The following is a 21,774-nucleotide window of genomic DNA, read 5'->3' on the forward strand; positions in this document are numbered from 1 at the left end:
GTCGCCCTCGCGCACGCGCTGCCAGGCCCGGCGGTAGAGCTGCCCGGCGGGTTCGACGGGCACCAGCGCGCCGAGTACCGGTCGGCCGTCGCTGGACAGCGGGCCGAAGAACGGCGCCTTCCACTGCTCGACCGGGAGGTACGGCGCCTTGAGCGCGGTCCAGCCGCCGGGCAGGAACAGCGAGCGTCCGGCGCGCGGCCGTGTGGCCTCCACCACCAGGTCCGTCGCGGCGAGTTCGGTGCGCGCCGCCGCCAGCCGCGCGGGCTTCCAGCCGGTCCACCGGGCCACGTTGCGGTCGGTCGGGTCCGGCATCGCCAGCAGCATCAGGTACAGCGCGGCGGTGTCCGCGCCGAGACCGTGCTCGTGCGCCACCTCGGCGACCACATCAGGGACCGAACGCGTCGGGTCCTGCGGCGACCAGGTACCACTCTTGTCCCGATCTCCGGCGACCGGGTCGCCAGGGTCGGCGAGCAGCGCGGCGAATCGGGGGTCGCGGACGAGCGTGAGTGCGGCCTCGAACTTGAAGGGCGTGGGCGTGTCGCCGCGCAGGACGGGCAGGTAAGGGTCGTGCCCCGCCGCGTCCAGCATCGCCACGCGAACTGCGGGCATCGGTTGCTGGTCGTGGGTCGCCATGATGACGGCGCCGTAGCGTTCGTAGTTCTCGCCGACCTCGGTCGGTGCTCCCGCGGCCTCGCGGAATCCGGGCAGATATACGTACCGGTCGAGGCTGAGCATCAGCTCGGGGTTCGCCAAGCGGGCGTTCATCGCGTCGAACGCCGCGGGCAGCGCCGCGCGGGTCGGGTCGCCAGCCGGGAGCCGGTGCGCGAGCCAGGCCAGCAGCGCCGTGCCGCCGACGAGCGTCTCGGTGGTGAAGCCGACCGCATCCTTGACGGCCGGCCCGACCCGATCGCCGTTCACCGCCCACTTCAGGTCGCGGCTCAGCTCGGGCGAGGCGTGCGGGTCGAGCAGCGCGGGCAGCGCCTGCGGCGGCGACCAACTCGTCCGGACCGCACTAGCCGCCTCGGCGAGCAGCGCCTCGGGAACCGCGACGCGTCTGCCGACCCTGCGATTCCACACTTCTGCCGCAGCCGCCGCGTCCGGACCGTCGGTCCACAGCCGTGCGGGGTCGGCGGGCAGCAGCGCGGTGACGACGGCGCGGCGCGTCTCGGCGTCGATCCGGCACAGCTGGTCCCGGGCGACGTTGATCTCAGCGGCCTTCGATCCGAGCAAGGTTCGGGCCTCAGCTGTCAGGGTATTGCGGTCGTTCGGCTCGATGCCCGGCAGGCCGGCCATGATCAGGCGCGCCTCGGTCGGGGTGGTTCCGGTCAGCCGGGCGAACTCCTCGGCCGCCGCCGGGAACCACGGTGCCGGGCCGCGCTGCGCCAGTTCGGTGCGGAACGCGGTGAGCCAACCGGACTCGCGCTGCTCGCCGATCGCGTGCATGCTGCGCAGGGTGTACGGCGCAGGCACCGCGTGGCGGCCGGCCGGATCATAGTGCAGAGCGGTGAAGTCGACGCCGTTGTCGCTCCAATCCGCGTGGAGAGCTGCGAGCAGGCCACCGCCGGCCGTCGGGAGCAGGCCGTGCATGGGACCGGAACGCCGACCGCCGTTCGGCTTGTTGACCAGGCGGTTCGGCAGGAAGACGGTGACCCGGCGCCAAGGGCTGTGCTCCGCCGGGGCGGCGAGTCCGGCCTCGTCGAACACCCGCAGCACCTCGCGCAGCGCGTCGCCGACCTCTGATTCGGTGATCGGTGACGCGGCCCGCATCGCCAGCGCGCCGCAGCCGTCGAGCAGTGCGTGCCACCAACCGACCGTGGGCCAGGGCAGCGGCGTGCCGTCCAGGTGAAGCTGGATCCTCGCGGCCGGGCCGGACGTCTCGCGCAGCGCCTCGCCGATCAGCCGCAGCTGACGGAAGACGCCGTCTCCGTCCTTGCCCTTGCCGTGGCTCCAGTGCAGCCGGGACGCGCCGAGGCTGCGCAGCGGCTCGGTTAGGATGCTGTCATCCGGGCCGACGGGACCGGTGTCCTGGCGGCTGCCCGCGAGCGCGTCGTCGAGCCGCCCGGCCACTTGGTCGAGCGTCATCTGCTGTTCGGCGGCGTAACGCACGACGCCGGTGATCCCGGCCAGCAGGTTGCGGTCGGTGACCTGCGGGAGCAGTTCGCTGACAAGGTCCGGCAGCCGGTCGTGAGCCTGCTTGGCGCCCAACTGCTCGGCACCGACCTTGAGCAGCAGGGCGACCTGGGCGTCGTCGATCTGGCGCAGCACCGCCGAGCCCTGCGGATCGCGCGGCCGCATGCAGTGCCAGAAGGAGGTCGGCGGCAGGAGCAGGGTTCCGCGGCACATTTCTCCCGGCTCGCGGTCGGTCCTTACCTGCGCCGTGGTGACGCCGTCCGCGTCGATGACGGCCAGTTCGTAGTAGCCGCGCACGAGTGCGGCCGGACGGCTGACGTCGGCGCCGGGCAGCGCCAGGGCGCGCACCGGGCGCTGGGATCCCTTGGGCACGGTGACTTCGAAACCTGCCACGTCCCGCCCGCGTATCGAGCCGTCGGGCAGATTGAGGATGCACCAGCCGGACAGTGCGTCGCCGAGCGGCCGCAGCGTGCCGGCCTCGAACGTGCTGCCGGAAGGCGCGTCGCGCAGCGTGTCGTTGAAGAAGGCCGGATTGCTCCGGCGGCCGCGTTGACCGGTTGCGGGGTCGTATTCGAACCAGCCGTGGTGGTTGCCGCCGTCCGAGTCGTCCGAGCCCCACACCCAGTATGAGGTGCCGTCGCCGAGGACTGATCCTTCCTGCGGGATCACGGTGTCGCCGCGGTGCAGCACGCCGCCGCCGACCGCGCGGCCCCCGCCGGGCAGCGGCAGGGTGGAGTTGAGGCTGTGATACCAGCTGATCCGAGTGCCGCGGGTGGACTGGGCCTCGATCGTCTGGATGCGATCCGCGGAGCCGTGCCAGTACCCGCGCAGCTCGTTGTTCCCCGCGGAGCGTGAGTGCCAGTAGACGAGCAGTTCGCCGTCCACGTAGTGGAAGCCCGGGTCGCTGTACCGGTCCCGGTCGGGAATGCGCAGGTCGTGCGTGAGCACGGTGCCCTCGGAGCCGATCACCCGCACCTGCGTCGGACCCGCGACGATCAGGTGGGGCCAGGCGTCTGCGATGACCAGGTCGTCAATGTCCTTACGCGCGATCAGTTCGGCCACCGCCTGGTCCCACGCCGGCCAGCTCAGTTCGTCGAACAACCCGGTGCGCAGGGTGCGGGACAGGACGGGCGCGAGGTCGGTCGCCGCGGCGCCGCGCACCTCCTGCTCGGCCAGGGCGAGCGCCTCGCCGGGCAGCCACGACAGCCGCTCGATCGCGTTCGGCAGCTGCGGGAGCCCGACCGCGCCGAAGCGTCGCGCGATCGCGCGCACCCACTCGGACAGCAGCGACCGGCCGCCGGCCGTCGATGCCAGGACGCTGATGGCGCGTCGGCCGTCGTCGTCATTGCTGAACCGGTCGGCGCCGCGGTCGAAGGCGCGCCGGAAGCGCGTGTCGGCGGCGAGCGCGGTCAGGTCGCGCTGCCCCTCGCCCTCGGACCAGCGCTCCAGGTTCAGCGTCTCGTTGTTGCCGGGGTCGGCGACCGGCAGGCCGAGGGAGAGCAGCAGGTCCAGCAGGTCGACGTCATCGGGTACTGCGAGCGGGGTCACGCCGGGGGCGGACAGCTCGGCGAGCAACCGGTCCGCGCAGTGCTCGACCAGCTGATACAGCTGCGGCAGGCGGCGGGGGTTGCGCCACCAGCCCACGGCCTCGCGCATCCGCTGGAAGCGGCGCAGCCATCCGGCGGTGCCGTCGGACGGACGCAGCTGCGAGGCGGCCGACGGGTCGTGCAGCGCGTCGGCGGCCCCTGATTCGATCAGCACGTCGAGCCAGAGCCCTGCCATCTCGGCGTCGCCGCCGGTAGGCATGGCGTCGAGCAGCGTGCGCCGTGCCGTCGGCTCCCGCCGGGCCAGCGCGATCAGTCCCGCCCGGTGCGCCTTCCACCAGCCGACGGCCGCGCGCAGGGTGGCGGGCAAGGCGAGCAGCTCGACCAGGAAGTCCTGCTCGACCGAGTCGGCGTTCGCGCCCGCGGCCTTGGCCAGCTTGCGCAGCTCGGTGGTCATCTGCGCGGAAGGCGGCAGCCCGCCCGCGGTGCGCCGGACGCACAGCCGGGTGAAGCGGGTCAGCGCCTCCTGCCCGGGGAGCCGTGCCGTCAGCTCCTTGCCATATCCCGCGAGCACCTTCACCGGCAGCGCGCCGGCGAGGGCGAATTCGAGGAAGACCGCGTCGAGCCGTTCCTCGTCGACGCGCAGACCGTGTTCGGCCTCTGCCGCGCGCGCCTTGCCGAACATCTGCGCGGCGTACACCGGGTTCTCGACCGACAGGAAGACCCGGCCGGCCTGCTCGTAATACGTGGGCAGGAAGTGCGGGACGGCGCCGGCCAGCCGTCCGGCCAGCTCCAGATAGGCGTCCAGGGCGGCCTTGGGCTTGGTCTTCGCCTGCCGCGCGGCCCGCTCAAGTTCCGGGATTACGCCGAGTGCGTGGTGTCCGTCCTCCGGATGGTGCACGAGCACCCATTCGGGGAAACCGAGAGCCTGGCGCATGCCGAGGCCGACGACGGCCGGTTCGGCCGCGGGCGCCAGCCCGAGGAACCCGGCCGCGGCGTCCTCGGCGACGCCCAGCTCGGCGGGCACCAGCCGGACCACGACCCGGTCCGCGAGCCCAGGATGCTGATACGCGCGGGCGGTCAGCGGCACCGCGCGCTCGCCCGCGTCCGCGGTGTCCGGCGGCAGGATCGCCCCGGCGGCCAGGAGTTCGGCCGCAGTCGCCCCCACAGTCTCAGTCGCCCCCGCCGTCTGAGCCATCGTCTCGACACTGGTCATGCCTTCGCCCCCTCTTCGATCACGCGTCCGGCGTACAGCGCCGCCGCCATCCGCATCCCCTCCGACCACGCCACCGGGCCGACCTCGCGCAGCCGCATGCCGCGGCCCTCCGGTCCGCTCCAGCTCAGGCCGCCGGTCTCGGTGTCGCCGTCCCAGTACGGTTCGCCGATCCAGATCGACGCCTCCACCGTCCGTCCGCCGTCGCGCACCTTGCAGGTCGCGTAGCCGCCGGAGACGCGGTAGCCGAGCGAGGTGGCGCGGGCCGCGAGGCCGAAGCGGCTGGCGTACTTCCCGCCCGCGAACTGCCTGACCTCGGTCGCGTCCGCGCCCAGCTCGCCGTCCGCCGGCTTCGTCCAGGTCGCCCGGTGGATCTGCTCGACCCGCTGGACGACACCGAGTTCGGCCGCGAACTCGCGCAGCTCGTCCAGATCGGGAAGCTGTACCGGGTGCGGCAGGGTGACCGTCGCGGGGCGCAGCCGGACCGTCTCGCCGTCCAGGTCCACCACCCGCAGCTCGCCCGAGTCAGAGGCGTCGCGCAGGAAGCCGGCGCGATCCGGATCGTCGCCGACCACCACCAGATCGCGCAGCGCGACCCGCCACGCCTCGTCCGCCCACACCCGGGCGAGCAGCCCGGTGGGCACCGGAAGCGAGGAGACCATCCAGGCGTCCACCTGCGCGAGGCAGCCGGCCGCGTGCCGGTCGAGCCACTCGGCCAGCTTTCGCAGCCGCTCGATCTCAGGATGCTCCTTCAGCGCCTTCGGCAGCGTCTTGAGCTGCCGTCCCGCCGCCCGGCCGCCGGTGGCCCGCGCGGCCACCCGCCCGTCCACCAGCGCGACCTCGTACCCCTCGCCCGCGGGCAACCAACCCATCGGCTCCGACTCCCATCCATCGAGTGCTGGCGGGAACGCTAGCGAGCCTCACCGACAAGGGCGGCACGGGGGTCAGATCACGAATACGGTGGGCGCGGATGACCTGCGGTGCTACTGCACGACGATCGTGACGCGCCAGACGGTGCCGTTCGGCAGAGTGCTGCTCAGTGTCGTGACGCCGTGGTGCACGGCCTTGAAGACGCCCGCGGTCACATCGACCGGCGGGGTGAGCACGCCCGCACTGCCGTATCCGACCACTGACGTGTCGGCCGTGCTGATCCGGCTCCAGCGGGTGGCCGGCGCACTGCCGCCCGGCGCGGTGAGGAACACGTCGAGCAGCCGGCCGGCGGCCAGGCAGTATGCGCCCGAGTCGGTTTCGGACAGGCTGCCGGCCGTGTGCGGCAGTACGGGGGCTTCGGGCGCGTGGCAGGCGGGCAGGCCGCTCGGCGGGTCCGACACCGCGGTGTGGCGGGCCGAGCCGCATCCGCCGGCGAGGGCCAGCGCCGCGAGGGTCAGCGTGGCGGTTGCGGTGACGGCGAGGCGGCTGCGCGTTGACATCAGGGCTCTCTCCGGCTCGTGTGAGGGTGCTGAGTTCAGCGGCGCGCCGCCGCCGGACCCGGCCGGACCCGGCGGCGGCGCGCGTGGGTCAGTGCTGGTTCGTCGCGCTGGAGTAGAAGGTGACGCAGTTTCCGGCGCCGTTGTTGAAGTTGTTGCTGAACTCGGACTGCACGGCGAAGTTCGCGCCGTTCATGGTGATGACCGCGCTGGCGCCCTGGCCGCTGGAGATCCAGGCGCACTTGTCGCCGGTCTCGTAGCCCGCGGCGTCGAGCCAGCCGCTTCCCGCCTGCGGGTCGGTGAGCGTCTCGGCGTACTCGTGCCCGCCGACGATGGTGACGCCCTCGGTGGTGCCGCTGATCCCGCCGCTGGCCGGGATGAAGTTGGAGCCGCAGGCGGCGCCGGCGTCGGTGACGTACGGCATGTTGGTCCACGGCACGTCGCCGCCGGTCGAGGCGGTGGTCAGGTCGTGGTACGCGCAGTACTGGGTCTTGAATCCGCTGGGCACCACGCCGTGCGGCGAGTCGACGATGATCTGGACGTTGTCGCCGGACACTGCGAAGTGCGAGGCGCCGCGGCGGGCCTCGGCGGCCAACTGCGTGGCGCTCGGCTTGTTCGGCGCGGCGGAGGCGCTGTCCAGCCAGGTCCCGGCGACCGGGCTCGCCGACGGGTGGCCGACGTGGGTGCCCGAGGAGCCGCACTGCGTCGTGCCGATCGCCACGCCCTGGCAGTACTGGGTCTGCGACGTGAAGTAGGTGTCGCCGCTGCCGTAGGCGTGGTTGAAGAAGGACAGCTGGAGCGCGGCCTCGCCCGACGGGTCGTTCGTGATCGAGGAGCTGCCCCACTGGCTGCCCCAGTAGACGATGTACACGTGCGGCGTGGTCACGACGGTGCCGCCGCCGTAGGACAGCAGCCCGCTGCCGCCGAACGCGGGGGAGGCGGCGTGGCCGTTCGCCGTCACCGTGGCGTGGTGGGCGGTGGCGGGCGCCGCCTGGGCCGGGGCCGCGAACGCGATCAGCGCGGCGGTCGAGGCGGCGACGGCGATGATACCTGTGGGTATGCGGTTGCGCATGAGACTCTCCTGTCGGAAGAGCACTGAGACGTGAGGTGGTGGCCTCGTCGTCATCAAAGAGGCCTGATATTTCAGGAGCAATGAGGCATTTGACAATATCTGTCCATTTATGCACCAAGTTTTGGTAAAGACTCGGACCGGTGGCGCCGACTGCGAGTAAGGACCCGCGATCGCCGGACTCGGTGTCAGGAGCCTGCGGGAGTGGGAAGAGCGTCGGTGCCACCGGCCGGCTGGCGCAGGAAGGTCGCGACGCGCACTTCGAGACGCGGGCGCCGCCGCCGGGTGCCGCCGCGGCTCGTCGGGGCGGAGGGCTGGTCCGCCAGGTGGCGCTGTAGGTCGAGGTGCCGGAACTGGTAGATCCCGCCGACCTGGCGCAGGACGCCGCGGCGATGCGCGTCGACGAGAAAGCCCATCAGGTCTCTGGGAAGGTCGCGTTCCCACGAGAGGTGCCAGCGGACGACCGTGAACGCCCACCAGGCGGACTTGTCCGGTTGGGCCACGATGCCGAGCGCGAGGCCGCCTACCGCCCCCAGAATGAACGGGCTGCCGATGGCATTTGTATACGTATATATATTCTCACGCAAGATCATCGCCACGAGGACGCCGGTGATTGCGCTGTCGACGAGGCTGAAGAAGACACACGCCTGCAACGTTATGCGCCGGTCATGAGAGAGCAGCGCATCAGGGCCGACCATCCTGGTCACATCCGCGGGATCGGTTCGCGCCCCGCCCCACAGCAGGCCCGTCACCGCGATGAACACCGCTATGGTGAGCCCGAACGTCCGGTCGGCGACGATGGCGATCACCGTTCCGACGGCGGCGCCCAACAACGCCGCGAACAACGCCGCCCGGCCGTCGAACGACCATCCGACGCTGGTGATCGGGTTCGAGTCCTTCTTCCGCAGCGGCGCGAGAAGGCGCCGTAGCCGGAAACTCCGGCCGGCCGTCGCGCCGGTGGTGAGACCGAATGTCGCTCCGAGGACGGCCCCGCCGATCACGGCTCTCGTCACGGCCGCCAGTGCCATGCTCCACGGATCACCGGCGGCGGCACGCACGATCCCGAATGCGAGACCTGCGATGCCCACGGCCAGCGCCAGGGCGGGCGCCGCGAGCGACACCATCAGGACGATCCAGAGCGCCGGGGTCGACGCACGCCGGGGCAGCGAATCCGGAAGCCGCCACCACGCGAGGTCCGAGGTCTCGACGTCTTCGAGGTGTCGCGCCAGATAGGAGAACGTACGTTGCGCCCGCTCGGCGTCCCACGTCAGCCGACTGCTCGCGAGCGGCGGCCGGTAACACGCGGGAATGAAGCTGGAGAGCAGATGCTGCTCGACGGCCTGCTGGTCCGGGAACCTCAGCTTGTCGCACAGGACGCGGGGATCGGGCAGCGCGGCGCCGCCGTTCTCGCCGCTGTGTTCGCCGGGACGCGGGTTGTAGAGGGTGCGGGCCAGGAACAGCATCAGTGGTCTGCGCAGTGCCAGCCCCACCGGCGCCGCGGTGCCCAGCTGCTCGATCACGGGCGACCAGCGCCGCGCGGCGTCATCGTCGTCGCCGGCGTCCCGCAGCAGATACGCGCCGACCTGCGGCGCTTCGAGCGGCCGCAGTTCGATGCCTGCGGCGCCGGTGAGTTTCACCGAGACGGAGCCGGGAGCCAGGACGGCGCGGCGGTACTCCTCGGTGCGGCTGGAGAGCACCAGCCCCTGGCCTGCGGGCAGCGCCTGGTTGATCGCGTCGAGCGCGGCGGCGCGCACGCCGGCCGCCATCTCGTCGAAGCCGTCGAGCACCGGCAGGACGAGGCGCTGGTCGAGCAGCGCGTGGGCCCGGGTGGCCTGCTGGTACGGCGCCGGGGCGCGCTGTTCGAGACCCAGGTAGTCGCGTTCCATACACGAACTCATCCACGCGAACAGGTCCTGGCGCTGCGGATTCCAGGAGGCCAGCGAGAAGATCACCGGAACCGGCAACTCGGCGCCGGCCGCGCGCTCGGCCAGCAGTCCCTGCGTGAGGCGGACCAGCAGCATCGTCTTGCCGGAACCAGGCTCGCCGAGCACCACCAGGCGCCGCGTGGGCACATGCCCGCGGAAGACCTCGACGATCTGCGCCCACTGCGCCGCCAGCTGCGAGGGCTCGTTCGCCCACTCGGCCGGTTGGTTCGGCGGGCCGCCGGGCCACTGCCGGGCCGTCGCGGTGAGCAGCGGCCACGCTTCGACCAGGCTCTCGGCGGCCGGAGACCAGGAGACGGGCAGCGGATACGGATCGTTCAGGCGGCGCAGCCGCGCCTCCTGCCGCCACTGGGCTTCCACCGCGTTCGCCAGATCGCCCGCGATCGTCACCAGATCGCGCCCGGACACACCGTCCGACAGCCCCGCCTGGAACGTCACCCAGGACAGGTACAAGCCAGCCACCGAGGGCAGCATGGTCGCCGTCTCGGCGGCGGTGCCCAAGTGGTAGTAGGCAGCCAGGCCCAGCGCGCAGAGGGCCCCCGCCACGGCGAGAACCAGATAGACGAACCCGACGCGGTTCCCGAACCACTTCCTGCGCGCCATGGTCACCATGTTGCCGCAGGACACTGATTCATGAAAGCCGCCGCGGCGGGGCGTGTACGGCACTGCGCGGCGGACGCCTCAACCGGGCCGCCTCAACCGGGCCCGCGGAACGTGAAGGAAATTCACGTGAGCATAGGGGTCAAATAAAGGGAAATATCTCGCGCCGGCCTTGCCGCCCGCGTCACCGGGTGCTAACCGCGCACAATTGACCCAGATTTTCGACGGCATTTCTTGACGGGGCCGAGCGCCTCCGACCGGCTACGTTCGCCACGAATCAGTGGACGCCGATCCGTAAAACCCGGTTGCCTTGACAGGCCTTACCGGTCTGCTATAACAGATCTTGATCTGAATCCGGACCCTGATTTCGGACGGCGACTTCGTCTCGCGGCCGATTCCGGGAAACGGATTACGGGGCGCACCGTTTGCCTGCGCTCGCCTACACCCACAAGGCACCAGGAGAACCACCTTGACAACCCGATTCAAGAACACCGGAACCGTACGGACGATGCTGATGGCCGGCGCGCTCGCCGCCGGCCTCGCGCTCACCGCGGCGGGCCCGGCCGCCGCGGCTCCCGCCACCGCGCAGCTGCCGCAGGGCAGCGAGATCCCGCTCGGCGACGGGTACATGGGCGTCGGCTACCTGAAGGACGCCAAGGACTTCAAGCCGGACACCCGGCACGTGCTGATCAGCCCCGACATGGTGACCCCGATGGCCTTCACGGGCGGCCCCGTGGGCATCGACGTCTCGCACTACCAGGGCACGATCAACTGGTCGGCGGTGAAGGCGGCGGGCATCTCCTTCGCCTACATCAAGGACACCGAGGGCACCACGTACAAGGACCCGACGTTCAACGCCAACTACCTGAACGCCTACAAGGCGAAGGTGATCCGCGGCGCGTACCACTTCGCGCAGCCGGGCTCCTCCAGCGGCGCGACGCAGGCGAACTACTTCGCCAGCAACGGCGGCGCCTGGTCGGCGGACAACCTGACGCTGCCGGGCATGGTGGACCTGGAGGGCGGCTGCTACGGCCTGTCGGCCTCCGCGATGGACTCGTGGATCCTCGACTTCTACAACACGTACAAGGCGCGGACCACCCGCGACGTCGTCATCTACACCAGCCCGAGCTGGTGGAACACCTGCACCGGCGGCTGGAGCGGCATGTCCGCCAGAAGCCCGCTGTTCGTGGCGGACTGGACCACGGCGGCCAACCCCACCATCCCGGCCGGCTTCCCGTTCGCGACGCTCTGGCAGTACACGGACGCGGGCTCGGTCAGCGGCATCTCAGGTGCCGTGGACCGCGACCGGTTCAACGGCGACAGCGCTCGTCTGCTGGCCCTGGCCAACAACACCTGAGTCAGCACATGAGTTCAGTGCTCGTAGGTACTGCCGGCTATCGCAGGGCGTAACGATTGCGGCGATGTGCGGACACCCCCGCTGACCGGGAGTTCGCACATCGTCGTATGCCCCGCGTATCACGTCGTATGCCGGATGTGTCAGTACGCACCCCGGGAGGGTTCGCTGTAGTACCGTTCACAGGCTCGCGGCGGTGGGCAAGCCCGCCCTTTCAGCGCGTCAAAGACGTGGCAAGGTCAGAGAAGCGGCTCGGCTCAAGGTGTGTGACGCTGGCCTCTGACCGATTAACCAATGCCCTAATGTCCGTTACGCCGGATAGCTGTGCTATGGCCTCCGGCGTGACTCTTGCACGCGCTGAAAAACTGAATGCCGCGTTCGAACTCACCCTGTGATGGAGCACAACTATGGAAACGATTCTCGTCACCGGTGCTGCGGGCCAGACTCGTGGGGCCGAAAACGCCCCCTCCCGGCGAATTCAGCAAGGCGGGACTGGCCGGACCGTCACTCAGGAGCTGCTCAAACTCGGCTACACGGTTCGCGCCTTCGTGCGCCTGGACGATGACCGGGCTCAGGAACTGCGGGACCTCGGCGCCGAGGTGTTCGTCGGCGACCTTCGCAACATCGAGCAGGTCGCTCCCGCGCTTGAGGGCGTGCAGCGTGCCTACTTCAACTACCCCGTGCGCGGTGGCATGCCCGAGGCCGCCGCGACTTTCGCCGCCGCCGCCCGGAACGCGGGTGTGCAGCGGCTTGTCGACGTGTCGATGATCTACGCGGGCAAGGACGCCGGCATCACCCCGCACATGCAGCGGCACTGGGTCGCGGAGCAGGTCTTCTCCGCCGCGATTCCGGAGGCCGTGCACGTGGAAGCCGCGGTCTTCTACGAGAACATGGCGGTCGCGCTCGGAAACGGGGCCGGCAAGGAGCTCCCGCTGCCGCTCGGCGCGGACACCACCGACATGCCGCTGGTGGCGTCGGCGGACGTCGTGCGGGTCGTCCTCAGCCTCCTGACGGCCGACAAGGTCAGTACCGACCCGGTCTGGCTCATCAGCGAGGTCCCCAGCATCGGCCAGGTGGCCGAGGCGTTCGGGGTGCCCTACGTCGACGTCGATCCCGACGAGTGGCGCAAGCTGGCCCTGGACCTGTACCAGGACCCGATCTCCGTCGAGCACCTGTCGAGCCTCTGGGCGATGCTCAAGGCCTTCGGCAGCGGTTCCGGCTTCTTCTCGCGGACGGACGCGTTCGAGAAGATCGGCGGTCAGCCGCCGATGTCGCTCCAGGAGTTCGTCGCGTCTCGTAACGCCGCCGAGTAGTCCATCCCCGCGGTGGTCCAACCGCGGCAGCTCATCACCGCAACCGACACGCCCGGCCTGCTTTCGTTTGCAGGCCGGGCGTGTCGGTTGACGGGCCCCGTCCCGCGGCAGTCGCGTGACCGTGCGCTTCGAGGGCGAGCAGTGCGCCGCGGTGCGATTCGCCGCCGCGAGCACGGCGGCGTTCACGGCGGCCGATCTGCCGGGCCCGCTCACCGAACCCGGACGCGCCGCCGTCGTCACGACCCTGATCCGCGAGGGCTTTCCCACCAGCCCTCGATAGGAGAGTGATGATGTTCCGGAAAGTTTCGCCTTTCCCGGGCGAAAGGCCCTGCGTCGTCGCAGGTGGGCCGGATGCGCGACACGCGGCCGTTGGCGGCGCACGCGCCGCTCTCTAGCCTGCGGCTCATGAGAAGGACGATCATGCGGACAGCCGCGGCGTTGACTCTCGTCGTCTCGTGCGCCGCCGCCGCAACTGCCGCCGGTCCCGCCGCGAGCGCGGCGATCACACCAGGGGACTGGCCTACCTATCACCTCGACAACCTGCGCGACGGGTACCAGTCGAAGGCCAGCCCGCTGTCGACACTCGCGGTGGACTGGAACGCGGCGCTCGACGCGGCGGTGTACGGACAGCCGCTGCTCGTCGGCGGCAAGATTTTCGCAGCCACGGAAAACGACACGGTCTACGCACTGAGCCGATCCACCGGCGCCGTCGTGTGGTCGACGCACGTCGGCTCCCCGGAGCCGTCGTCGAGCCTGCCCTGCGGTGATATCAATCCCTTGGGCATCACGAGCACGATGGTGTACGACCCGGACACCAACCGGGTGTACGCCCTCGCCGAGCTGCTCGGCGGCACGCACGAGTTGTTCGGCATCAACGCCGGCACCGGCGCGGTCGAGGTGCAGGTTCAGGTCGAGCCGCCGGCGGGCACGGCGATCGCGTTCCAGCAGCGCGGCGCCCTGACTCTCTGGAACGGCCGGATCTACATACCGTATGGCGGCCTATACGGCGACTGCGGCAACTACATCGGCCAAGTGGTCTCGGTGACCACCGCCGGCGCGAGTCTACAGAGCTACGCGGTGCCGACCGCCCGCGAAGGCGGAATCTGGGGCACCGGCGGCGGCGTCGTGGACGGCCCCAACCTGCTGTACGCATCCGGGAACGGCGCGGCCACATCGGGAACCTACGACGGCAGCGACTCAGTGATCGAACTGTCTCCCGGCCTCCAGCGGCTCGACTTCTTCGCCCCCTCCGACTGGGCTTCGCAGAACTCCGGCGACGCGGACCTGGGAGCCATGACCCCGGCCCTGGTCGGCCAGTACATCTACGCGGACGGCAAGACCGGCAACGGTTACGTGCTGAACAACAGCTCTCTCGGCGGCGTCGGCGGCCAGGTCGCGGAACTGGCCAACACCTGTGAGACCTTCGGTACCGCCGCAGTCGTCGGGAACACGGTCTACCTGCCCTGCACCACCGGGCCACAAGCCGTGACCATCAGCTCCACCGGCACGCCGACGCAGCTGTGGAAGGTCACCACCCCGGCCGCGGGCTCGCCCGTGGTCGGCGGCGGCGCCGTCTGGTACATGGACTACAACGGCGGCGAGCTCTACGCGCTCGACCCCGCCACCGGAGCCACGAAGGCGCAGATACAGATCGGCCGCGCTCCGAGCTTCACGTCACCCATCCTCGTCGGCGACCAGGTCTTCGTCGGCACGCTCGCCGGAGTCACCGCCGTCGGCGGTGCGTGATTGGGTAGAGCAACCGGGTAAAGCAACCGGTGTCCGTCGCCGTGCGCAGCGATAATGCCGCGCACGGCGACGGCCGTGGTGGTTATCGTCAGGTCGATGGAGACGAGCACGAGCCCCGATGCGCCGGCGGACACGCGTCCGCGTGCAGTCGTGCTCGTGGAAGGGCCCAGCGATCGGCTGGCGTTGGAGGTGCTGGCGCGTCGGCGTGGCCGGGACCTGGAGCGTGAGCGGATCGAGGTCGTGGCGATGGGCGGTGCGACGAACATCGGGCACTACCTCGACCGCTACGGTCCGCGCGGGCTCGGCGTGAAGGTCGCAGGGCTCTACGACAGTGCCGAGGAGCGCTTCTTCAGGCAGGGCCTCGCGCGAGCAGGCCTCGGCGCGCAGTCGTCGCACACCGCTCTGGCGGAGTTCGGGTTCTTCGTGTGTACGGCGGACCTGGAGGACGAGCTGATCCGGGCCGTCGGTGCCGGGCGCGTGGAGCAACTCGTCGAGGCCGAGGGCCAACTCGCCTCGTTCCGTAGGCTGCAACGCCAGCCAGCGCAGCGCGAGCGCAGCCTGCACGACCAACTTCGACGTCTGATGAGCGGCCGCTCCGGCGGCAAGTACCGCTACTCGGCCGTCATGGCGCAGGCCGTCGATCTCGACCACGTGCCGTACCCGCTCGATGCAGTGCTCGACTATGTGTGATGTACGACTACGTGTGATGTCTGTCGCGGTGCAACGCCTCGCCCAACTCGGAACGGCCCGCGACGCCGAGCTTGCCGTAGATGCGCCCGAGGTGGTTCTCGACGGTCCGTTCCGACAGCCGCAGCCGATCGGCGATCTGTCGGTTGCTCAGGCCGTCCGCAGCGCACTCGGCGATCTGTCGTTCGCGTGGGGTCAGCGCGCGCAGCGGGCCGAGGTGGCGCAGCAGCGGGGTGCGTGCGTCGCACTCGGCGGCCAGCGACAACGCGCGCGAGGCGGTCCGCGACGTGCGACCGACTGCGTTTCCGGCCGGCTCACCGGAGGCCAGCGCCGCGGCGGCGTACGCTTCGGCGGCGTAGAGGGTGAATCCGAGTGCGTGCAGTGCGTCCGCCGCCTCGCGCAGCGCGGTCGGCTTTCCAGCGGCGGCAGCGTCGATCAGTTGACGTATACAGGCGCCCAGCGGCCAGTCGTCGGGTATTGCGACACGGTCGAGCACGCGCGTCGCCGCATCGAGGTGGCGGAGCCTGAACAGGTCGAGCGCGCCCGTGACGGCGGGTGCCACCATGCCTTCGTCGGCCCACGCATCAGCTGCCTGCGCCAGACGCTGCCCGGCTGCGTCGCCTTTGCCACACGCGTAGTCGTGCCAGGACCAGGCCCGGACCACCTCCGTGCTCAGCGCACGTAGTTGCGGAGGCACGGGGAGCGTCGACAACGCGTCGGCCAGCCGCTGCGCCGCCGCGCGATCACCGCGCTGCGCCGCCGCGGACAGGCCGGTGGCCAGGCACCACAGGCGGCCGCTCGGATCATGCGGCAGCTCCTCGAACAGGCGCCCGGACTCAGCGGCCTGAGCCGCGGCTGCGGGCAGGTCCCCGATGCCGAGGCACACGCTTGCCAACCCGGCGCGGGTCCACGCCTGGCCGACGACGTCGCCGCGGTCGAGCGTGTCGTCGATCGCGGCCCGCGCGCGGGTGAGTGCGGTCGACGGGTCGCCGTAATCGCACAGCGCGCGCGCCGCGAGGGCGCAGAGAGAGGGGGCGGTGCCGGCCACGTCGTCGTCCGGCGCGCGTTCGGCCATTGCCAAATCGAACGCGTCCAGCCCGGCGCGGAATCTGCCCACCAGCGGATACGCCATCGCCGCGCCGGCCGCGGCCAGTGCCCGCACCTGCGGCCACGGGGCGTGCAGCTGCGGTTCCAGCTCGCTGATAGCGGCGTCGAACCGGCCGGTGACGGCGAGCAGCATGCCGTGGTTCGCCGCGAGCTGCGCCGCCGCCTGCGCCTGCGAGACCGCGCGGGATGCATCTTCGAGGATGGCGAGGCCTTCGTCGAGCCGTCCGGTGGACCAGCTGATCCGATGGGCCCGCGCGGCGGCGAGCGCCGCCTGCTCGTGGTCCGAGGCGGCCAGCGCGCCGAGCGAGTCGAGCAGGGCCTGCGCGGCCTCGGAGCGGCCCGCGTCGACCATGGCCTCGTACAGCAGCAGGCCGTCGCCGACCTCGCGCCGTTGTTCGAAGGCTGCTGCGGCGAGCCGTTCCCGTACGCCGGCCTCCGCGCGTACCGCGGCCGCGTACCGGGCCGCGGCGGCCATCTTCGCCCGGTCCGGCGTCCCGCCTCCGTCCAGCCGCCACACGGCCCAGCGGACCAGGTCCTCGGCGCGGCGCAGCCCGGTGGCCTCCAGCGCGTCGGCCAGCCGCCGCGCGGCGCCGAGCCGTGCGGACACCGGGGTCGACCGGGCTATCAGCTCACGATAAAGCGGGTGATGCACGCGCGTCGGCAGCCGCCGGTCCTCGCGGTCGACCTCGATCAGGCCCCGTCGTTCCAGCGCCTCGACGACCGGCGGCTCGACCAGGCCGAGCAACAGCCGCAGGCCCACGCCCGGCGCGAGCGCCACCAGTTCGAGCGCGGCGCGCTGCGGTCCGCTGACCCCGGCCAGCCGCGTCTCCAGCAGCTCGGCCAGCCCGCTGGAGCGCGCGGCGACCCGCTCGACGAGCCAGACCCCGTCGTCGGCGCGCCGTAGCGTGCCGGCCGACGCCGCGTCGAGCAACAGTTCCCTGATGAAGAGCGAGTTTCCCGCGCTGAGGCGGTGGATCTCGCGCACCGTCCCGGGGGAGACCTCGCCGCCGAGCGCCCCGGCGAGCAGTTCGGCCACGTCGCGCTCGCCGAGCGGCGCGAGGTCGACCCGGCTCAGCAGTCCCGATGCCAGCAGCGCGCCGAGTGCGTCCGGCAGGCGCGCGCCGGCGCGCAGCGTGGCGAGCAGGCGCACCCGGTCGGCGGACACCCATTGTTCGAGGACGAGTGCTGACACGTCGTCGAGCAGGTCGGCGTCGTCGAGTACGAGCAGGCGTGGCGCGCCCGCGCTCGGCGGCACCGCCGATCCGGCCGCGCCGCCGAGCATGCCGATGGCCGTGGGCCGGGCAGCGTCCGAACCCCGCAGGAACCACGGTGCACCGGCCGCGGACTCGTAGCGCGCCGCCGCCTGCCGCGCCAGCCGGGACTTGCCGATCCCCGCCGGGCCGCAGACGACCGCCCCCTTCACCGCGCCGCCACCCGCCAGTGCCCGGCCCAGCGCCGCCAACTCGCTGACGCGCCCGACGAACGGCCAGCTCTCGGCTAGCGCCCGGTCCCCGGCCGGGCCGACCGCCCGCGTCGCGGATGGGTTCATATCGGCGCATCCTACCGCCCGCCGGCCGGCGGGCATGAGTGGTTGAGCTCAGGGCACTGAGTACTCGCCACTCTGGACCTGAGCGTGCGCCGGCCGCATCCTCGGATCCGCGCGAACCGGGCACGGCCGTCCGGCGTCAGGGCACGAGCGTGCCCGGGCGGCAACGAACCGCGCTACTGAAGGGACAATCGCTGTGCGTGGATCAGTGCGTTCTGCCCGTTGGGCGGTGAGTGTCGGCCTCGTGCTCGCGATCGGCCTGTCCCCGCAGGGATCGAGTGCGGCCACGCAGGGCGACGCGACGGCGCCGGACAACGGATTCTCCGCCGCCGGCCCGTGGAACACGCCGCTGCCGGCCGACGTGCCGCTGGCGCCGAACTCGCAGGCCATCGTGAACAACCTGGTGCAGGACAAGCAGAACAACTCCGGGCTGTGGGCGATCAACACGGACACCTACTCCGCGCCCGTGTACACCGTCGGTCCGGACACGCCTGTACAGCAGTGGACTTACTCCGACTGCCAGAACATGCCGCAGCTGGCCCCGGTGATCGCCGGCTCGCTGGCCGCCGTGCCCACCCCGCCCGGGATGCTCGTCTCGCAGGGTACTGACGAGTCGGTCGCGATCTACCAGCCCGCCACGGACACCTACTGGGACTTCTGGCGAGCCCAGCAGGACGCCTCCGGCCACTGGTCCGCGTGCTGGGGCGGCGAGATCGAGCACTACAGCACCAACCCGGGCATCTTCGACAACCCGCTGGGCGCCTCCGCCACCGGCCTGCCGCTCGGCGCGTCCCTGATCCGCGTCGACGAACTGCGCCGCGGTCGCATCGACCACGCGATCAACCTGGAAACCGTGCGCACCCAGGCCGGCTGCTTCTCCTGGCCGGCCACCCGCGACGACGGCAACACCCCCGGCGCCGACATCCCGTGCGAGGGCCAGCGCTTCCGGCTCGACCCGGCCTTCGACGTCAATACTCTGATCGACCCGGCCGCGCGAACCATCGCCCGCGCCATGCAGCAGTACGGGCTGATCCTGACCGACAAGGCGGGCGCCGTGGTCACCCAGGCCGAGGACCCACGCCCCTTCGAGGCGACCGACGGCGGCATCGACCCGTACAACCAGCTGTTCGACCCCACCGGAACCGGGCTGCTGCCGGAAAGCCTGACCCGTTACCTGGTCATGGCCCAAATCCCCCTCAACCGTCTCCAGGCTCTGCCGCTGAACTACGGCGAATCGGGCTTCTAACCATAACTCCGGCGAGCCGTCCCACCACGCTGATTCGGCCTGATCAGGAGGAAACTGTGCGCATGATACGTATCCTGACACTCGCGCTGGCGGCCATCGGCCTGTCCGGCGCGAGCATCCCCGCCGCAGCAGCCCAGGTCCAGACCCAGACCCAGACCCATGCCCAGTCCACCGTGCAGCCGGCGGCGGCCTGTACCGGCACCGCCGCACTCACTCAGCTGGGCTTCGTCCCGAGCAGTGTCGCACCAGGCCAGAACTCGAACCTGAAGGGAACGCTGGCCAACTGCACGTCCCAGCCGGTCGCGATCACCCTGCTCATCACCTGGCAGCTGCTCGGCACGGCGCAGAACTGCTTCGTCAACGACCCGACGTACATGCAGGAGACCCTCCCGGCGAGCGGAACGCTGAGCCTGGGCGGTCAGTACATGGTCGCCGGGACGTGCACGGCGTCAGGCGTCCAGGCCACCGTCAAGATCACCGACGCGGGCAACAACGTGCTGGCTCAGGGCACTGCCGTGCTGGCGATCGAGCAACCGATGCCGGTGCTCGCCTGTCACGTGACGTACACCGTGCAGAGCCAGTGGCAGGGCGGGTTCGGCGCGGCCATCTCGATCGGCAACACCGGCGAGGTGGGCTTCGGCAACTGGACGCTGACATTCACCTTCGGCGGCGACCAGAAGCTGACGACCGTGTGGGGCGCGACCGGCACGCAGAACGGTGCCATCGCAACGTTGAAGAACGTGTCGTACGACGCCTCGATCGCCCCGGGCCAGACGATCAGCGGCATCGGCTTCAACGGCACGTTCACCAACAGCAACGCCGCGCCGACCGGATTCAACCTCAACGGCACCCTCTGCTCGTAGCCGCTGCGCCGCCCGCCGAGCCATATCGCGGAACGGGGATAGCAACGGGAACGGGAACGGACCAGGCCGCCGCCACCCTCGGGTGCGGCGGCTTGGCCGCGCACTCGGCAGGGCACTGACCCGGACCGACATCGCCCTGATTCCCTGCCATGGCAGTGATCGGAGGTTGCGACTTTCCACCTGCGAACACGGCGGCAGAGGTTTACATTGGGAGTCGAGATTCTCGCCGGCCGCGGAGAGGAAGCACATGAGTGAGGGCGCCTCCGGATCGGACCCCGACGCCGACCGGGCGCAGTGGATCAAGTCCAGGATCGACACGACCAGGCCGAATCCGGCCCGCTTGTACGACGTCTTTCTCGGCGGCAAGGACAACTACCCCGTGGACCGCGCGGCGGCCAAGGCGGCGATGGCGGCTTCGCCCAGGCTCTACCTCAACATCTGGCACAACCGCGACTTCGTGCGCCGTGCCGTCAGCCACCTGACCGAAACGGCGGGCATCCGGCAGTTCCTGGACATCGGCACCGGACTGCCGACCGCCGAGAACGTCCACCAGATCGCCCAGCGGATCGCGCCGGATTCGCGGATCGTCTACGCCGACAACGACCCGATCGTGCTCACCCACGCCCGCGCCCTGCTCACCAGCGGCCCCGGCGGCGTGACCGACTACCTGGACGCCGATCTGCGCGACCCGGACGCAATCCTCGAAGGCGCCGCACGCACGCTCGACCTCGACAGGCCGGTCGCGCTGGTTCTGGCGGCCATCCTGCATTTCGTCGAGGACGCGAAGGCATACGACGTGGTCGCGCGGCTCGTGAGCGCGTTGTCGCCCGGCAGCTACCTGGTGATGAGCCACCTCACGCCCGACACGGACCCCGAGGGCAGCCGCAAGGTGGCCAAGACCTACGCCGACAAGGGGCTGACGTTCCTGCTGCGTCCCAAGGCCGACGTCCTGAAGTTCTTCACCGACAGCGGCCTCGAACTGATCGAGCCCGGCATCGTCCCCGTGCACCACTGGCGCCCCGACCACCGCCCCTGGGCCCTAGGCGCTCCCTGGCCGCGCGATACCGATCTCCTCGACCACCTGGACGAGATCGACAAGATCAAGTATCACGACATCAACGACGTTACGGACGCCGACATCAGCGTCTACGGCGCCGTCGCACGCAAGACCGCAGAGGACTGAGACACTCAGACACTCAGACGCCGCGCCGCACCACCGACTTCACAGATCGCACCTCAGGACACGTCGCAGCGCACACTCGTACCGCCTAGGCCGTGGTGGCCGGTGGGTTGCCTGCGTCGTGTGACTACAAGGCGACGATTCGCACCAGCTTTCCGCAGAGCTTTCCCATGTCGTCCGCGTCCGAGGTGAGGACGATGACTGGCCTCGCGGCTCGCAACGCAGTTGCGGCAACGACGGCGTCAACGGCGTACTTGTGCCCGTGCAGCCCAGCCTCGCGCAGAAGATCAATCGCATGGAATGCGATCTCGTCAGTCACGGGTTCGATCCTGAGTCGTGAGAGGTACCAGCGGAGCTTGTCGTTCTTCAGACGCATATCGAATGCCTCGATTGGGGTGAGTGCACTGATGATCACGCGAAAGTCGTTGTCTTGTGCTTCGCGAAGGAGAGCAGTCACCCGCTGATCGGCCGTGCACCACCCGGACAGGCCCTGACTGTCCAGCACCACCGTCCCAGCGCTCAGCCTGCTGCGCGTGCGTGCCATGCGCCCTCATCCTGGAGTTCCGGGGCGGCCTTGACCTCGCGGAACAGAGTCGCGGCCTCGTCGCGCAGCGCCTGTGGAATCGGGCCGGACACGGCCTCATTCGCTGCGAGCGCCTCTTCGAGCAGGTCGCGCTCGATTTGGCGTTCGACGGCGGCGTCGACGTAGGCCGAGAAGCCGCGAGCGCCCACGCGATCCTTGACCGCCCGGATGTTGCCGGTCCTCAGGGAGACGCTGACCTTGGCGGCTGGGCCTCGGCCCGGTG

At 70.7% G+C, this 21,774-nt stretch carries 16 protein-coding genes; 8 read left to right on the forward strand and 8 right to left on the reverse strand.

Annotated features, from left to right (window positions below; translation table 11 throughout):
- The 5 genes from VGS97_RS16500 to VGS97_RS16520 all read right to left on the reverse strand — a co-directional run.
- Positions 1-4,890, reverse strand: a 4,890-nt coding sequence (locus VGS97_RS16500) for a hypothetical protein (protein ID WP_326854420.1), incomplete at its 3' end; no start/stop codon positions are given.
- The gene (locus tag VGS97_RS16505; protein WP_326854421.1) at positions 4,887-5,759 is read right to left on the reverse strand and encodes a DUF4132 domain-containing protein; all 873 of its coding nucleotides are present in this window, start codon (positions 5,757-5,759) and stop codon (positions 4,887-4,889) included. The genes VGS97_RS16505 and VGS97_RS16500, both read right to left, overlap by 4 nt.
- A gap of 111 nt (positions 5,760-5,870) precedes the next feature.
- Positions 5,871-6,317, reverse strand: coding sequence for a hypothetical protein (locus VGS97_RS16510; RefSeq protein ID WP_326854422.1), 447 nt, complete (start codon positions 6,315-6,317; stop codon positions 5,871-5,873).
- Positions 6,318-6,405: 88 nt separating this feature from the next.
- Positions 6,406-7,386 carry a hypothetical protein gene (locus VGS97_RS16515; protein WP_326854423.1) on the reverse strand — a complete coding sequence of 327 codons (981 nt, stop codon included), beginning with the start codon at positions 7,384-7,386 and terminating at the stop codon, positions 6,406-6,408.
- Positions 7,387-7,571: 185 nt separating this feature from the next.
- Positions 7,572-9,929 (reverse strand): NACHT domain-containing protein, encoded by a 2,358-nt coding sequence (locus VGS97_RS16520; RefSeq protein WP_326854424.1) that lies wholly within the window; start codon positions 9,927-9,929, stop codon positions 7,572-7,574.
- Between the two features lie 505 nt (positions 9,930-10,434).
- Here VGS97_RS16520 and VGS97_RS16525 point away from each other — a divergent pair.
- The 5 genes from VGS97_RS16525 to VGS97_RS16545 all read left to right on the forward strand — a co-directional run bounded on the left by VGS97_RS16525 (position 10,435) and on the right by VGS97_RS16545 (position 15,029).
- On the forward strand, positions 10,435-11,283 hold the full coding sequence (locus VGS97_RS16525) for a GH25 family lysozyme (RefSeq protein ID WP_349262166.1): 849 nt from the start codon (positions 10,435-10,437) through the stop codon (positions 11,281-11,283).
- 404 nt (positions 11,284-11,687) lie between these two features.
- Positions 11,688-12,593, forward strand: coding sequence for an NAD(P)H-binding protein (locus VGS97_RS16530; RefSeq protein ID WP_326854426.1), 906 nt, complete (start codon positions 11,688-11,690; stop codon positions 12,591-12,593).
- A gap of 115 nt (positions 12,594-12,708) precedes the next feature.
- Complete coding sequence (locus tag VGS97_RS16535; protein WP_326854427.1) at positions 12,709-12,873, forward strand: hypothetical protein; 165 nt, start codon at positions 12,709-12,711, stop codon at positions 12,871-12,873.
- A 125-nt stretch (positions 12,874-12,998) separates the two neighbouring features.
- Positions 12,999-14,339 carry a PQQ-binding-like beta-propeller repeat protein gene (locus VGS97_RS16540; RefSeq protein ID WP_326854428.1) on the forward strand — a complete coding sequence of 447 codons (1,341 nt, stop codon included), beginning with the start codon at positions 12,999-13,001 and terminating at the stop codon, positions 14,337-14,339.
- Between the two features lie 96 nt (positions 14,340-14,435).
- Complete coding sequence (locus VGS97_RS16545; protein ID WP_326854429.1) at positions 14,436-15,029, forward strand: ATP-dependent endonuclease; 594 nt, start codon at positions 14,436-14,438, stop codon at positions 15,027-15,029.
- A gap of 7 nt (positions 15,030-15,036) precedes the next feature.
- Here the strand turns inward: VGS97_RS16545 and VGS97_RS16550 are convergent, their stop codons facing one another.
- A complete protein-coding gene (locus VGS97_RS16550; RefSeq protein WP_326854430.1) occupies positions 15,037-17,682 on the reverse strand; it encodes a helix-turn-helix transcriptional regulator in 2,646 nt (881 codons plus the stop codon).
- A gap of 226 nt (positions 17,683-17,908) precedes the next feature.
- Between VGS97_RS16550 and VGS97_RS16555 the strand changes: the two genes are divergently transcribed.
- The 3 genes from VGS97_RS16555 (at position 17,909) to VGS97_RS16565 (ending at position 20,971) form a co-directional block, all read left to right on the forward strand.
- Positions 17,909-18,925: a hypothetical protein gene (locus tag VGS97_RS16555; RefSeq protein ID WP_326854431.1), complete on the forward strand. Its 1,017-nt coding sequence runs from the start codon at positions 17,909-17,911 to the stop codon at positions 18,923-18,925.
- A 62-nt stretch (positions 18,926-18,987) separates the two neighbouring features.
- Entirely contained in the window at positions 18,988-19,788 is an 801-nt protein-coding gene (locus tag VGS97_RS16560) for a cellulose binding domain-containing protein (RefSeq protein ID WP_326854435.1), read from the forward strand.
- 247 nt (positions 19,789-20,035) lie between these two features.
- A complete protein-coding gene (locus VGS97_RS16565) occupies positions 20,036-20,971 on the forward strand; it encodes an SAM-dependent methyltransferase (RefSeq protein ID WP_326854432.1) in 936 nt (311 codons plus the stop codon).
- A 124-nt stretch (positions 20,972-21,095) separates the two neighbouring features.
- Here the strand turns inward: VGS97_RS16565 and VGS97_RS16570 are convergent, their stop codons facing one another.
- Together VGS97_RS16570 and VGS97_RS16575 are read right to left on the reverse strand one after the other, a co-directional pair.
- Positions 21,096-21,512, reverse strand: coding sequence for a PIN domain-containing protein (locus VGS97_RS16570; protein WP_326854433.1), 417 nt, complete (start codon positions 21,510-21,512; stop codon positions 21,096-21,098).
- Positions 21,488-21,774: hypothetical protein (locus tag VGS97_RS16575; RefSeq protein ID WP_326854434.1), on the reverse strand; the 287-nt coding region annotated here is incomplete at its 5' end. The genes VGS97_RS16570 and VGS97_RS16575, both read right to left, overlap by 25 nt.

Origin of the sequence: Actinocrinis sp., assembly GCF_035946395.1 — a bacterium.
In the GTDB taxonomy this organism is placed as follows: domain Bacteria; phylum Actinomycetota; class Actinomycetes; order Streptomycetales; family Catenulisporaceae; genus Actinocrinis.